The sequence below is a fragment of the Streptomyces sp. NPDC026394 genome (assembly GCF_055567735.1).
In genome coordinates, this window is sequence record NZ_JBVHPX010000004.1 from 233412 (window position 1) to 247007 (window position 13596).

12 protein-coding genes are annotated in these 13596 nt (G+C 72.3%); 7 read left to right on the forward strand and 5 right to left on the reverse strand.

The window, feature by feature from the left end:
- Positions 1–169 precede the first annotated feature (169 nt).
- Positions 170–1003, reverse strand: coding sequence for an endonuclease/exonuclease/phosphatase family protein (locus ACZ4QV_RS12425; protein WP_361147701.1), 834 nt, complete (start codon positions 1001–1003; stop codon positions 170–172).
- 179 nt (positions 1004–1182) lie between these two features.
- Complete coding sequence (locus tag ACZ4QV_RS12430) at positions 1183–2796, reverse strand: amidase (protein WP_361880291.1); 1614 nt, start codon at positions 2794–2796, stop codon at positions 1183–1185.
- Positions 2797–3059: 263 nt separating this feature from the next.
- Between ACZ4QV_RS12430 and ACZ4QV_RS12435 the strand changes: the two genes are divergently transcribed.
- Together ACZ4QV_RS12435 and ACZ4QV_RS12440 are read left to right on the forward strand one after the other, a co-directional pair.
- A complete protein-coding gene (locus tag ACZ4QV_RS12435; protein ID WP_467762860.1) occupies positions 3060–4304 on the forward strand; it encodes a serine hydrolase domain-containing protein in 1245 nt (414 codons plus the stop codon).
- Complete coding sequence (locus ACZ4QV_RS12440; protein ID WP_361590406.1) at positions 4301–6031, forward strand: alpha/beta hydrolase; 1731 nt, start codon at positions 4301–4303, stop codon at positions 6029–6031. Before ACZ4QV_RS12435 ends, ACZ4QV_RS12440 begins: the two co-directional genes overlap by 4 nt.
- An 18-nt stretch (positions 6032–6049) precedes the next feature.
- Here the strand turns inward: ACZ4QV_RS12440 and ACZ4QV_RS12445 are convergent, their stop codons facing one another.
- On the reverse strand, positions 6050–6298 hold the full coding sequence (locus ACZ4QV_RS12445; RefSeq protein ID WP_361590403.1) for a hypothetical protein: 249 nt from the start codon (positions 6296–6298) through the stop codon (positions 6050–6052).
- Positions 6299–6621: 323 nt separating this feature from the next.
- On the opposite strand from ACZ4QV_RS12445, the gene ACZ4QV_RS12450 reads away from it, so the two are divergent.
- The gene (locus ACZ4QV_RS12450; protein WP_361617277.1) at positions 6622–7185 is read left to right on the forward strand and encodes a GNAT family N-acetyltransferase; all 564 of its coding nucleotides are present in this window, start codon (positions 6622–6624) and stop codon (positions 7183–7185) included.
- 50 nt (positions 7186–7235) lie between these two features.
- Here the strand turns inward: ACZ4QV_RS12450 and ACZ4QV_RS12455 are convergent, their stop codons facing one another.
- Both ACZ4QV_RS12455 and ACZ4QV_RS12460 read right to left on the reverse strand, forming a co-directional pair.
- A complete protein-coding gene (locus ACZ4QV_RS12455) occupies positions 7236–8273 on the reverse strand; it encodes a D-alanine--D-alanine ligase family protein (RefSeq protein ID WP_361617275.1) in 1038 nt (345 codons plus the stop codon).
- Between the two features lie 246 nt (positions 8274–8519).
- Positions 8520–9203, reverse strand: coding sequence for a hypothetical protein (locus ACZ4QV_RS12460; RefSeq protein WP_361617273.1), 684 nt, complete (start codon positions 9201–9203; stop codon positions 8520–8522).
- Between the two features lie 334 nt (positions 9204–9537).
- On the opposite strand from ACZ4QV_RS12460, the gene ACZ4QV_RS12465 reads away from it, so the two are divergent.
- The 4 genes from ACZ4QV_RS12465 (at position 9538) to ACZ4QV_RS12480 (ending at position 13520) form a co-directional block, all read left to right on the forward strand.
- Positions 9538–10257, forward strand: coding sequence for a DUF4142 domain-containing protein (locus tag ACZ4QV_RS12465; protein WP_361590394.1), 720 nt, complete (start codon positions 9538–9540; stop codon positions 10255–10257).
- A gap of 47 nt (positions 10258–10304) precedes the next feature.
- Entirely contained in the window at positions 10305–11726 is a 1422-nt protein-coding gene (locus tag ACZ4QV_RS12470; protein WP_361147715.1) for a DUF1996 domain-containing protein, read from the forward strand.
- A 17-nt stretch (positions 11727–11743) separates the two neighbouring features.
- Positions 11744–12208, forward strand: a complete 465-nt coding sequence (locus tag ACZ4QV_RS12475) for a hypothetical protein (protein ID WP_361590391.1) — start codon at positions 11744–11746, stop codon at positions 12206–12208.
- Positions 12209–12476: 268 nt separating this feature from the next.
- The gene (locus tag ACZ4QV_RS12480) at positions 12477–13520 is read left to right on the forward strand and encodes a methyltransferase (protein WP_361147718.1); all 1044 of its coding nucleotides are present in this window, start codon (positions 12477–12479) and stop codon (positions 13518–13520) included.
- Positions 13521–13596: the final 76 nt, after the last annotated feature.

The window sequence follows — 13596 nt, forward strand, 5'->3', positions numbered from 1 at the left end:
TCGTTCCGGCACCACTCGATGTCCAAGAGTGAGCTGCCTCGCTCTCCGGGCCGCCGCCAGACGAGCGTTAGCTGTCCGTTAGGTCGGCATCAGGCCAGTCCAGGCCGGGCCGGGATTGATGCCGAATCTCGTGATCCCCCTCGCTCCGGGTCCTCGCCTCTTGGGTACCTCAGTTCGCGACCGGGCCTGCCGCGGCGCTCAGTTCAGCGAGGACGGCCGCATGGTCGGACGGCCAGACACCGTTCACCGCCCGGTCCCCGGTGCGCCGGACGGACTCCACGTGGCCGAGTCCGCCGGGTCCCGGCGGGCCGACGTGGATGTAGTCGATGCGGACGCCGGGCCCGTGGTAGCCCGCGAGGTAGGGGTTGGCCGGGTCCCAGGTCGCCGAGGGCTGGGCGGGGTCCGCGTACTCCCAGGCGTCGAGGAAGACCTGGCCGGGGACGGCGGGGGCGGTGCGGTAGCCGCCGAAGAGCCGTACTTCGTCCGAGTCGGGCCAGGCGTTGAAGTCCCCGGTGATCACCGGCGGGAAGTCCGTCCCGGTACGGCGGGCGGCGACGAACCGGGCGAGCGCCGCGACCTGCGCGCAGCGCACCGCGGACGCGTCGACGTCCGAGGTCAGGTGGGTGGTGAAGAACGGCACCGGGTGGGCGGGGTGGCCCAGCCGGGTGTACAGGGCGAGCCGGCCGTCGTCGTCCGGCCCGGCGGGCAGTTGAGCCACCTCCTGGTCGAGGACGGGCCACCGGCTGAGGACGGCGTTGCCGAAGGCGATCGTCGGGTCGCCGAGCCTGCGCTGCCAGCGCTGCGGCGCTCTCGACGCTGCCCACGCGCAGGTCATGCCCAGCTCGTCCGCCAACCGGTGCGCGAGGTTCTCCGTTCCGTCGTCCCAGACCTCCTGCAGTCCGACGACATCGGGTCGCAGGTCGCGCAGTACGGTGAGGATGGCCTTGCGCCGTTCCTGCCACGGGCCGAACCGCCACCAGAGGTTCCACGTCAGTACGCGCATCCGCCGTCCTTTCGCCGGTTCGCGGATCGCTGCCGTCACCTCTCCGACGACCCGACGACCCGACGACCCGTCGAGCCGACGAGCCGCCGCGTCGGCCCGACGAGAGGTGCGGGGTTACCCGTACGTCCCCACGGTCGTCACGGTCGTGACCGGAACGCGCGGGCAGCGAGAGCGTGATGTCACCGGGGGCCGCCGTCCCCCAGTGTCGGCAGGTAGCGCGGTGCCCGCCAGGCGTCCAGACGGTGCTCCACCGCCGCTCCCAGCGCCAGCAGCTTGGCGTCCTGGTGGTTTCCGGCCGTCAGGAGCACGCCGACGGGCAGTTCGCCCACGAATCCGGCGGGGACGGTCAGCGACGGGTAGCCGGCCACGGCCGCGGGGGTGGACGACGGGATCACGTCGTTGTCGCCGCGCGCGCAATCCGTCGTCCACGCGGGCGGGTTCGTCGGCGCGGCGATGGCGTCCAGGCGGTGGGCGGCCAGGGTCTCGTCGATGGACCGCTGGGAGAGGTCCTTCAATTCGGCGCGCATCGCCCGGTACTTCGGATCGGTGGTGGGCGGCGCGGCGAGGGCCTGCTCGAACAGTTCCTGACCGGCGAAGCAGGTGCGTTCGGCCGGGTGGGCGCGGTTGAACTCGATCAGTTCGGTGAGGTCGCGCGGGCCCTTGCGGGTGGCGAGGTAGGCGTCGATGTCCCGGTGGAACTCGCTCAGCAGGGCGGGGAACTCCAGCTCGCCGAGCCGCTTCTGGTACGGGGGCGTCACCTCGACCACCTGCGCCCCGGCCTTGCGCAACTGTGCCGCCGTACGGGACATCAGGGCGTCCACCTCGGCGCCGAGCGACGGCAGCCGCCACAGTCCGATCCTCTTGCCGCGCAGCGAACCGGGCTGCCGTTCCGCCGCCTCCGCGAGGGCGCGGGCGGCGTCCTCCTGACGCCCGGTGGCCCCGCCGCTGAGCACCGAGAGGGTGAGCGCGGCGTCGGTGACGTTACGTGCCATGGGTCCCGCGGTGTCCTGCTCGGCGGAGATCGGTACGACGCCGGCGCCGCTGACCAGGCCGAGGCTGGGTTTGTGGCCGACCACCCCGGTCATCCCCGCCGGGCACACGATGGAGCCGTCCGTCTCGGTGCCGACCGCCACCTGCGCCAGCGACGCGGCGAGCGCGGCGGCCGAACCGGAGGACGAGCCGCAGGGATTGCGGTCCAGTACGTACGGGTTGTGGGTCTGCCCGCCGACCGCCGACCAGCCGGACGTCGGCTTCGTCGCGCGGAAGTTCGCCCATTCCGACAGGTTCGTCTTGCCGAGGATCACCGCGCCCGCCTTCCGGAGCCGCGTCACGAGGGCGGCGTCGGTGTCCGGCGGGCTGCCGGCCAGGGCCAGCGATCCGGCCGTGGTGGGCATGTCGCGGGTGTCGATGTTGTCCTTGAGGAGGACGGGGATGCCGTCCAGCGGTCCCAGGGTGTCGCCACGCCGGTGCCTGGCATCGCTGGCGGCGGCCTGGCGCAGGGCGGTGGGATCGGTGCGCAGGACCGCGTTGATCCTGGGATCGACGGTCTTGATCCGGCTCAGGTAGGCCCGGGTCAGTGCCGAGGAGGTCAGTGAGCCGTCCGCCATCCGCGTCTGCAACTCCGGGATGGTCACGGTGTCGAGGTCGATACCGGGCAGCGCCGACGACCCGGCGGACGGCGACGCACCGCCGGTGCCGGGCTCGGCGGCTTCCGCGCGGGGGCTCGGTACGCCCGTGGCCAGGGAGCCGGTGACCAGGAAGGCGATCAGTGTGGCAATTCTCCGCTTCACCATGAGGGACAGCCGACTACACGGGGCGCTCGCGACGCAAGGGTGTGGTCCCGCTTCCCCACGTCAGTCTCCCAGGCCCTGGGGCGGCGGGCTGACGCGGCACGATCCGGCCGAAATCAAGGGGGTTGGGTACACCGGTGCTTGGGGGAATTCTCCAGTGCGTACGAACAGCCGTGCGTCTAGCGTCTGTCGACGTGAGACACACACGGAACCTGACGAAGAGATCGCCCGCCGGGACGCGCCGACCGGGCCGGTGTGCGGCGGCGTTGGCGACGGCTTCGGTCGTCCTGGCCCTCGTCGCGCCTGTCGCGGAAGCGGCCGGACCGGGCACGGGCAGGACGGGCACGGCTGGACCGGGCGCGGGCGGGCCGGGCGCGGGCGCGGCGGACACCGCCGGACGCTCGGCCGGATCCGCCGACTGTGCGGCAGCGCGCGGCTCGCTCGCCGCCTCTCTGGACACGCTCGTCACCCGGCACGGGATACCGGGCGTCGCCGCCGAACTGACCGACCCGCGCTGCGGCCGGTGGGATGCCGCCCGTGGCGTGGCCGACCGGCAGACCGGGCGCCCGATGCGGGCCGAGGACCGGTTCAGGATCGGCAGCGTGACCAAGACGTTCACCGCGACGGTCGTCCTGCAGCTCGCCGCGGCGGGCCGGATCGAACTGGACGCGCCGGTCGAGCGCTACCTGCCCGGGGTGATCCGCGGCGACGGCTACGACTACGACGGCCGCACCATCACCGTACGGCAGTTGCTCCAGCACACCAGCGGCCTTCCCGACTACACCGCGGCCCTCGTCCAGCTACCCTTGGAACAGTGGCGGTTCCGCCACGCCGAACCCCGCGAACTGATCGCCACCGCGCTGAAGATGCCGCCTCCCGAGAAGAAGTGGCACTACGCGACCACCAACTATCTCCTCGCGGGCCTCATCGTCGAGAAGGTCACCGGGCACGGCGTCGAGGCGGAGGTGACCCGCCGGATTCTGCGGCCGCTCGGCCTGCGCGACACCTACTGGCCCGGTGACAGTACACGTATCCACGGTTCGCACTCGCACAGTTACTTCTCCGCCACCGACGGGCCGGACGCGCCGCTGACCGACGGCACCGAGTGGAACATGACCTTCGGCGGCGCCGGTGGCGCGTTGGTCTCCACCCCCTCCGACGTGAACCGGTTCTTCCACGGCCTGTTCGGCGGGGAGTTGCTGCCCGCGCGCTGGCTGGCCGAGATGAAGCGCACCGTGCCCGCCGACCCGGACCGGCTGTGGCCCGGCGCCCGGTACGGACTGGGACTGATCGCCTCGCCGCTGGAGTGCGGCGGCTGGTGGTGGGGGCACGGCGGGACGGTGCCCGGAGGACACCGCGCGCTGGGCGCTGTGGGCCCCGGCAGCCGGAGCATCGCGCTCGCCCTCACCGCGGTGCCCAGCACCGAACAGGCCGAAGCGGACTACCGTGCCGCCGCCGAGACCGCCTTCTGCGCTCCCACTCGTCGTCAGCAGCTCAAGGAGACCTCATGACTGCCCCCGGCCCGCTGTCCTCTCCCGGAGCGGTGCCTGCCTCGGACCTGGCGACTGCCCCGGGCCCGGTGACCGCCTCGGCCCCGGTGGCCTCGGCCGGACAGGCGGCTGCCGCCCGACCGGCTGTGCGCCGCGCCGCGGCGGCCGGCCTGGCCCTGGCAGCCTGCCTCACCGCATCCCCCGGCCTGGCCCATGCCGCCGCACTCGCCTCAGCCCCCGCCGGGAGCCACGACGCCACGGCGAGTGCAGCGGGTACGGCGGATGCCGCCGACCGCCGCACCGGCCCCGGGGCCGGGCTCGACCGCTACTACCACCAGCGTCTCGGCTGGGGCAGTTGCGCCAAGGGCCCCGACGACGCGATGGGCCGCGACCTGGACCGGGCCGGCGTGCAGTGCGCGGACGCCACCGTACCGCTCGACTACTCCGACCCCCAGGGCCGTACGATCACCATCGCCGTCTCCCGGCTCAAGGCGACCGACACCCGCCATCGCATCGGTGCGATCCTGCTCAACAACGGCGGGCCCGGCGGGCCCGCCCTCGCGTCCCCGCCGGACATCCGCAAGGCGATGAAGAAGGTCGGGCCGCGCTACGACATCATCGGCTTCGACCCGCGCTTCGTCGGCCGCAGCACCCCGCTGAACTGCGGCTGGCCCGTGGGCACCCACTTCCTCTCGGCCGGTCTGAGCCGCGCGAGCTTCGAGCGTCAGGTCGCCTTCCAGAAGAGCCTGGCCGACAAGTGCCGGGCCGCCGCGCCGACGGTTCTGCCCCACATCAGCACCCGCAACACGGCCCGCGACATGGACGTCGTCCGAGGCGCGCTCGGCGAACGGAAGATCTCCTACCTGGGGTACTCGTACGGGACCTACCTGGGCACTGTCTACACCCAGATGTTCCCGGGCCGCTTCGACCGGGTGGTGCTCGACGGGGCGCTCGCTCCCGACGACTACTCTCCCCGACAACTGCAGTACGCCATCGAGGAGAACGACCAGGCCCTCGCTGCCTGGGCCGACTGGGCGGCCCGCCGCGACGCCACCTACCACCTCGGCCGCACGCGCGCCGAGGTGCTCGCCACCATCGGCCGGATCCTCGAAGCGTCCGCACGGCGTCCGCTGACGATCGGCACCGCGCCGGAACGCTACCGTATCGACGACACGCAGGTGCCGCTCCTGCTCTTCGCCGCGATAGCCGACGACACCGACCGGGCTCGGGCCGGGCTCGGCGAGCAGCTCTCCGTACTCGCCAAGGCCGTGGCCGGGCAACCGACCCGGCTGTCGCCGGAGTTCATCGGCGTACTGCGGTTCATCCAGACCGACGATCAGCCCGGCGGCGTACAGACCGCGATCCTCTGCGGGGACAAGGCCGCCCCGCGCGACCCCGAGGTCTACTGGCGGGACATCCAGCGCGGCCGTGCCAAGCATCCGCTGCTCGGCCCGATGGCCGACAACATCAGCCCGTGCGCCTTCTGGGACCGGCCGCGCGAAGAGCCCACCCAGGTACGGCGCGACGCCCCGGTCCTGATCGTGGCCGCCACCGGCGACCCGCGGACCACGTACCGGAGCAGTGTGGCGCTGCACGGCCTGCTGCCGAGCTCCAAGCTCCTCACGCTCAAGGGCGCCGACCGCCACGCCCTGTACGGCAGGTACGGCAACGCCTGCGTGGACGCCAAGGTCAACCGGTACCTGGCCACCGGGAAGCTGCCGGCGGCCGACGAGACCTGCGTCAAGTAGGCCGCCCCGCCCCCTCCTTCAGGAGGTCATGGCCGTCCAGCCGAGACGGACAGCGAGCAGCAGGTTCACGCTGTTACCGAGGACGGCCATGGCCGGGCAGCCCCGAACGCCGGTGAGCAGGCGGCCGAGCAGGGCACCGCCCGAGGCCAGCAGGATCTGCCGGTGACGGGTGGCGCGTGCACCGGAGGGACCAGCGGCCGGGCGAGACCCCGCTGAGGAACAGGTGCTGGCGTGACTGATCACGTCGCAGGGGAAAGCGACCGCCATCACGGTCGACGCTCAGGGGTACGTCGAAGATGCCGACGACGCCGACTTCTTCGTCCCGCCGGGCGAGGAGATCCCGATCCCGCAACTGCACCGTGCACCGTGCACCGGCCCCAGTACGCCTACGTCTTCACGCCCTCGCACTCTCACGCCCTCACGCCCGCGCCGATCAGGTCCGGGACTGCCGGGCGGGTCGGGCCGTCCCGGGGCACAGGTCCGTCGTCGTGGTGTTGCGTCGGCGGGCCTCAGCCGTTTCGCAGGCACAAGTCCGAAGGCTCGCGGACTCGCAGGCTCGCATGTGGGCGCTGCCCGCCTATGATCAGCCGGTGCATACCACTGTCTTACTCACGGCCGCCGCGACGCCGGCCGCCCCCGCGCTCACCCTGCGCCCCTGGACCGACAACGACATCGCCGCGCTGATCGAGGCGTACCGGGATCCGCTGCTACGCCGCTGGGCCGGCGCTCCGATGGAGAGCGAAGCCGACGGGCGGCGACGGATCGAGGCCGAGAAGCAGGGCTGGGCTGTGGGCGACCGGCTCGCTTTCGCCGTACTGGAAGCGGTCCCCGATGCGCCACCGCGGCTGGCGGGCAACGTGGTGCTCAAGAACGCCGTGCCCGGCGAACCCGTCGCCGAGGTCGGCTACTGGACCGCGGCATGGGCCCGGGGGCGCGGCGTGGCCCCCCGGGCCTTGCAGGCCCTCACCGACTGGTCCTTCGACACCTTCCGGGCCGACGGCCTGGAGTGCCTCGAACTCCTCCACCAGGCGGACAACGTGGCGTCCTGCCGGGTCGCGGAGAAGTGCGGCTACGCGTTCGACCGGCTCCTGCCGGCGTCACCGCCGCTCTACCCGCTCGACGGCCATCTGCACCTCCGGCGCGCGACCGCCTGACCCGGATGCGGCGTCGGCCCGCTGGGCGGTGTGCCCGGCGGGCCTCCGGCTCAGCGCGCCGCGAGGTCCACGATGCGCTGGATCAGGTCGGGGTAGCTCCAGCCGGCCCCGGTCGCCGCGAGCGGCACCAGGCTCGTCGCCGTCAGGCCCGGGAGCGCGTTCACTTCGAGGCACATCGGCTCGCCGGCCACGTCGCAGCGGAAGTCCGTACGCGAGTACGTGCCGCTGCCGAACCCCAGGGCCCGGTGCGCCCGCAAGGCCGACTCCTGCAGCCGGGACGCGAAGTCGGCCGGAATGCGCGCCGGGCAGACCTCGACGGCCGCCCCGGGCTGGTACTTGGCCGTGTAGTCGAACACCGGCGTCGTCAGCTCGATCTCGATCACGGGGAGCACCTGGTCGCCGACCACGGCCACGGTGAATTCCCGCCCGGGCAGGAAGGGTTCCACCATCAGTTCCCCCTCCTCGGAGCGCAGCTCGGCGGCGATCTGAGCCAACTGCGACCGCGAGTCGACCCGGTGCACCGACACACTCGAACCGTCCGCGACCGGCTTGGCCACCACCGGCCCGGCCGCCAGCAGCCGCTCGACGTCCGGCGGCACGTCGGACACCGCGGGACGCCACAGCGCCCGTTCGGCCACCCGCACGCCCGCCGCGCCCAGCACCGCCTGCGTCCGCCCCTTGTGCCACGCCGCCGCACAGGTCGCGCTGTCCGCGCCGGTGAACGGTACGCCCGCCATCTCCAGCACGGCCTGTACGTGCCCGTCCTCGCCCCAACCACCGTGCAGGGCCAGGAACACCAGGTCGGCTCCGCGCAGCAGTTCCAGGACCGGGCCGCCGGTCAGGGCGGCGTGCAGGTGCGACCGCAGCCGGTGACGCTCCGCGGGGGACGGCGGCTCCTTGCCGACCGCGACTCCGTCGACCGAGTCCCCGGGACGCAGCGGCCCGGCCAGGACCGGCACCGCGGCCGCCGGGTCGACCAGCATCACCTCGTGTCCGCGTTCCACCAGGGCCCGGGCGACCGACCACCCCGAGGCCAGGGAGACATCTCGTTCCGAACTCTCTCCACCGCTCAAGATCACAACACGCATACGGGGATTCTGCCGCACCCGGGTGGCCGGTGCCCGTAGCTGCGCCGTACCGCCGTCGGATGCGTCCGGGGTCACGACCGGGACTGCACCGATCCGGACAGTCGATCCGGACAGTGGATTCGGGGCGGCGGTCCGGGGCGGCGGTCCGGACACCTGGCTCCGCGGCGCACGCCGGCCCGGGGCAGGCCGGGCGCGCCGCTCACGGGATACGGCCCGCCCCAGCGGGTGCTCGGCGAACTCCGCCGGTCACTGCTGCACGTCGAGCGTCGTCCGGGCCGGGCGGAGGGTGTGGGACGGGTGGGGCAGGTGGACGTCGGCTGTGCCCGTGCCCTCGAAGAGCCGGTCGCCCGCCTTGACCGGGACGGTGCCGAAGGCGCTCTTGAAGGACGCGGCGCCCTGGGTGGTCAGGGTGAAGGTCATGCGTGCCGTGACCTTGCCGGAGGAGACCCGGACGTTCTTCCGGTCCAGGGTGAACGCCAGGAACGCCGCCCGGGCGGGCCGGGCGCCCCGGACGTCCCCGGAGATCCGGCCGGTGGCGAAGTCCGCCTTCAGGTGGTTGACCCGCAGGTAGCGGCCGCCGCGGGTGAACTCGAAGCCTCCGTCGAAGTGCAGTTCGCCCTTGGAGAGGCTGCGGTTGAACGTGCCGCCGGTGATCGGTGCGGTGACGCACCGCCGCTCACGGGTGCCGGTCACCCGGGCCGGGCGGACGGCGTTGAGCCGTACATGTGCCGTGGCGAGGGCGCGGCCGGCTTCCGGTGCCAGGCAGAATTCACCGCTGCCCGTGCCCACCCGGGTCTGCTCCCCCTGGGGTGCGGGTACCGGACGCGGGCCCGCCGGGGTGGCGGCCACGGAGAGACCGCCGCCGAGTGGCGCGGTCAGGGCGAGCGCGGTCACACAGGCCGTGGTCAGCAGGCGGCGCGGTGCGGACATGGGGACGTCTCCTTCATGTACGGCTGCGGTCGGCCACGGCTGACCGGCAGCGTTGCGGTGTTTGCTGAAGGTATTGACGTTGTGCTGCCGTTGGTGACGCTCAAGGCACCAAATCACCCGATTGCCCGACATCGACCGGCGTGTCGCCCTGGGCTTCACCGGCCGTGAGGGCGTAAGGGGGTACGGGTCGGCATCCCGGCGCCGGTCGGCGCGGCCGGGCACTCTAGCAAGCGGTGAGCGCCGTGGTGATTCTTTGTCGGGTCGGCGCCAATACGGCGGAGGCGGCCCGGCTCCGCATTAGCGTCCTTTTTCCCGTCACCCGGAGAAGGAGGGCATGGTGCGAAGCGTCGGACGGCGGCGTTCGGTGACCGGCGGTGTCCGGACGCGGTTCTCGGTGGGCACCGGGCTGGTCGTCGCCGGACTTTCCCTTACGGTCATGGCGATTCTGCTGCCGGTGCAGTTGTTCGCGAGCAGCGGCAGCGCCGCGGACAGTTCCGCTCCCGCCACGCAGGACGACGGGCTCAGGGTGTGGAACACACCGTCGGGCCCGCTGACACCGCTCGACCGGGAATTCGTCGGAAAGGTACGGCAGGCCGGCCTGTGGGAACTTCCCGCCGGCCGTCAGGCACTGCAACGCGGAAAGCGGCAGGCCGTGCGGCACGCAGGCCGGCATTTGACGGAAGGGCACACCGATCTCAATCAGCGGGCCGCAGACGCGGCCCGCGCGCTGGCCGTCACGCTCCCCGGACAGCCGACTCCCGAGCAGCAGGGCTGGCTCGCACAACTCGACACGGCCGAAGGCGACACGTACGAGCGGCTTTTCGTGAACCTGGCGCGCCGCGCGCACGGAAAGGTGTTCTCCCTCGTCGCCCAAGTGCGGGCGAACACCCGCAATGCGGTGATCCGGGACCTGGCCACACGCGCCAATACCGTCGTCCTCGATCACATCACGGCACTGGAACAGACCGGACTGGTCGACTTCGGGGCACTCGACGGCGGACCGGCGTCCAGCGGGTCCGGCGCGGCTACGGTGGCGCCGCCACCCGCGAAGTGAAGCGAAATGGAGGGGAGCGAAGTGAGTGAGGGAAGGGAAGCGGTGACATGAAACAGCGGCAGCGGATATCGGCGCGGACGGGGCGTCCGCACAAGAGGACACGTCTGTCGAAGCGGAGCGGAGCGCTGATCGCCACGGCACTGGCCGCCTGCGGGGGTACGGCGGTGATCGCCGCCCAGGCGCTGGCGGGCACCGGAGCGGGCGGAACGGGAGCGGGCGGGACGGGGAACGGGGCTTCGGCGGCCGGGGCTTCGGCGGCCGGGCGGACGATCAACTGTCCGGACGTCGGCCAGCGGCTGCGCAGCCTTCCGGCGCGGGCGGCGCCCGAGGTGAACCGGAACCTCGGGCAGTTGGAGGGCCAGGTCGCCAGGGCGTTCCAGCGCTGGGCTGCCGACCCGGGCGCCCAGGACCGTGTGCTGAACGAGCTGGAGCGGGACCGCGGCGCCACCATCGGGCGCATCGCGGAGGCCCTGCGCCGGGCCGGCGGACAGCCCGGCGCGCTCGGCCGGCTGAGCGCGTGCCGGACGACCGAGCGGACCGCCGCCGCACAGAGCGTTCCCCGGGGCGCACAGGACGGGAACAGCGCGGACAACGGCCCGTTCCGCAACGACTTCGTCGACATCAGAACCGTACGGCCGAACACCGGAGGCGGCGGGGACCGGGGCGGGCGGAGTGGTTCCTTCCGCTCGGAATGCGGGCGCAACGCAAACGGTCACAACAACCCGGACAACCTGATCGTGGCGCCGGGTGTGCGCAACGGCGCCCACCACCTGCACGACTACGTCGGAAATCTGGCGACGGACGCGTTCTCCTCCGACAACGAACTGGCCGGGGCCGGCACGACGTGCGGCAACGGGGACAGGTCCACCTATTACTGGCCGGTGCTGCGGCTGCGGGACAACGGGCGGGAAAGGGACGCCGACGCGCCCGGCGGCGGCCGGGACGGCAATGTGGGCACGATCGTACGACCCGCCGACGTCTCACTGACCTTTGACGGAAGCGGGGCGGAAAAGGTCACCGCCATGCCGCCTTTCCTGCGGAATCTCACCGGTGACGCGAAAGCGCTGACGAACGGTACGGCCAACGCCAACGCCTCGTGGAGCTGCACCGGATTCGAGGACCGGCGGCTGAGGAACAAGTACCCGATCTGTCCGCGGGGCAGCAACGTCGTACGGTCACTGGCGTTCCCCAGTTGCTGGGACGGACGCAACATCGACAGTGCCAATCACCGTACGCATGTGGTCTTTCCGGGCCGGAACGGGCAGTGCGGTAACGGATTCCGTCCCATTCCGCGGCTGGTGCAGCGGCTGACCTACGCCATTCCGCCGAACACGTCGTACGCGGTGGACAGTTTCCCCGACCAGTTGCACAACCCGGTGACGGACCACGGTGACTTCATCAACCTGATGCCGCAGCGGCTGATGCGTACGGCCGTGGACTGCATCAATTCCGGCCGCGACTGCCGCTGAAGAGAACGGATCTCCCCATGAGGTCACTGCCCGGTCCCGCGATTCCCCTCCTGGCGGCGGGCGGCCTGGCCTGCGCGATCGTCGTGACGGGCTACGCGAACGGCGTCCCCGCCCCGGCTCCCCACCCCACCCGGCACACCACACACACGGGACACACCGCCCCCTCCCCCGCCCCGGCCGGCCCACCTGCCTCCATGACACGGATCGCCGCCGCCCTCGGCTGCCGCGCCGACATCATCATCGACGCCCAGGAGCTGCGGGAAGGCGGCTGCACCACCCGCGCCGGCGTCTTCCGTATCCTGACCTTCAGCAGCGACGCCAAGAAGCGCGCCTGGCTCGCCGAGGCGCAGGCGTACGGGGGCACCTATCTCGTCGGCACCCGCTGGTCGGTCACCGGCCCTTCCCGGAACGCGCTGCTGCCGCTGCGGGGCAGCCTGGGCGGCACCATCGAGTCGGGCGCCGGACACGGCCACTCCCCCTGATGCGCAGAGGGGGGGCCGGCCGCTTTCCGACCGTCCCGCCCCCACGGTCCCGTTCCGTTCCGGAACGGCGCCGTCCCGCCCGCGCCAGGGCGGAACGGCGCCGTTCGCTCCGCTTCCCGGGCACCGCCTTCGGTGCCCTTTTTCCGTGTGTGACAGCCTCCCGGCGGTGGTAGTGATCACGGGCACGGACGTATGTTCGCGTCCGTAAACTTCCGTGCGGTCCCCGTACGTCCCCGTTTCACCCCGTCTCGATTGCTGGAGGCATCCCATGGCATCCCCGCACCCCGTCGCGCCGACCGCGTCCCCGCTGCCGCTGATGCAGTTAGCCACCGGCTTCTGGGCGTTCAAGACGCTGGCCACCGCAGACGAGCTGGGCCTGTTCGGGGTGCTCGACCGGCTGGGCGGCGGCACCGTCGAGGAGTGCGCCGAGGAACTGGAGATCGGTGTACGGCCGGCGGGGATGCTGCTGACCGGCTGCGCGGCGCTGGACCTGCTGGAGCGCCGGGGGGACGGCCGCTTCGTCAACTCGGCGCTGGCCGACGCCTATCTGGTGCCGGGCCGCCCGTACCACTTCAGCGGCTGGCTGCGGATGCTGGACCAGCGGCTGTACCCCGGCTGGGGCCGGCTCGGCGAGGCCGTCCGCACCAACCGGCCCACCACCTGGGACCCCGACAAGCAGCCACATCTGTTCGACACCGAGGACCCGGGCCTGCTGGCCGTCTTCTGGGAGGCGATGCACGCGCTGTCGTCGTGGACCGCGCAGCGGCTCGGCGAGGTGGTGGACCTGACCGCCGGGGCGCGGCTGCTGGACGTGGGCGGCGGCTCCGGCGCGTACGCCATCGAGCTGTGCCGGCGGCATCCCGGGCTGAAGGCGACGGTCTACGACTTGCCGAAGGTGTGCCCGGTCGCGGAACGCAACGTCGCCGACGCCGGACTGGGCGACCGGATCGGCACCCACCCCGGCGACTTCCTCGCCGAGCCGGACCTGCCCGGCGGGCACGACATCATCGTGCTGTCGATGATCCTGCACGACTGGGACGAGGCCACCAACCGCATGCTGCTGGACAAGTGCTGTGCGGCGCTGCCGCCCGGCGGCACGCTGGTGATCAGCGAGCTGATGGTCGACGACGACCTGACCGGGCCCGCCCCGGCCGCCCTGATGAGCCTGAACATGCTGGTCGAGACCGAGGGCGGCCGTAACTACACGGCGGCGGAGTACGGCTCCTGGCTGGCCGACGCCGGGTTCTCGGAGGTCCGCAAGGTGCCGTTCGAGGCGCCCGGCGCGAACGCGGCGATCGTCGCCCGCAAGTGACGCACGCCGGGTGACACTCCCGGTGTGACGCACGCGCTGCGACACTCCGGTACACGCACTGCGACACCCTGGTACC

Coding starts and splice junctions, on each gene's coding strand:
- ACZ4QV_RS12425 (WP_361147701.1), bottom strand. CDS start 1,003: ATGCGCGTACTGACGTGGAACCTCTGGTGGCGGTTCGGCCCGTGGCAG.
- ACZ4QV_RS12430 (WP_361880291.1), bottom strand. CDS start 2,796: ATGGTGAAGCGGAGAATTGCCACACTGATCGCCTTCCTGGTCACCGGC.
- ACZ4QV_RS12440 (WP_361590406.1), top strand. CDS start 4,301: ATGACTGCCCCCGGCCCGCTGTCCTCTCCCGGAGCGGTGCCTGCCTCG.
- ACZ4QV_RS12445 (WP_361590403.1), bottom strand. CDS start 6,298: ATGGCGGTCGCTTTCCCCTGCGACGTGATCAGTCACGCCAGCACCTGT.
- ACZ4QV_RS12455 (WP_361617275.1), bottom strand. CDS start 8,273: ATGCGTGTTGTGATCTTGAGCGGTGGAGAGAGTTCGGAACGAGATGTC.
- ACZ4QV_RS12460 (WP_361617273.1), bottom strand. CDS start 9,203: ATGTCCGCACCGCGCCGCCTGCTGACCACGGCCTGTGTGACCGCGCTC.
- ACZ4QV_RS12465 (WP_361590394.1), top strand. CDS start 9,538: ATGGTGCGAAGCGTCGGACGGCGGCGTTCGGTGACCGGCGGTGTCCGG.
- ACZ4QV_RS12470 (WP_361147715.1), top strand. CDS start 10,305: ATGAAACAGCGGCAGCGGATATCGGCGCGGACGGGGCGTCCGCACAAG.
- ACZ4QV_RS12475 (WP_361590391.1), top strand. CDS start 11,744: ATGAGGTCACTGCCCGGTCCCGCGATTCCCCTCCTGGCGGCGGGCGGC.
- ACZ4QV_RS12480 (WP_361147718.1), top strand. CDS start 12,477: ATGGCATCCCCGCACCCCGTCGCGCCGACCGCGTCCCCGCTGCCGCTG.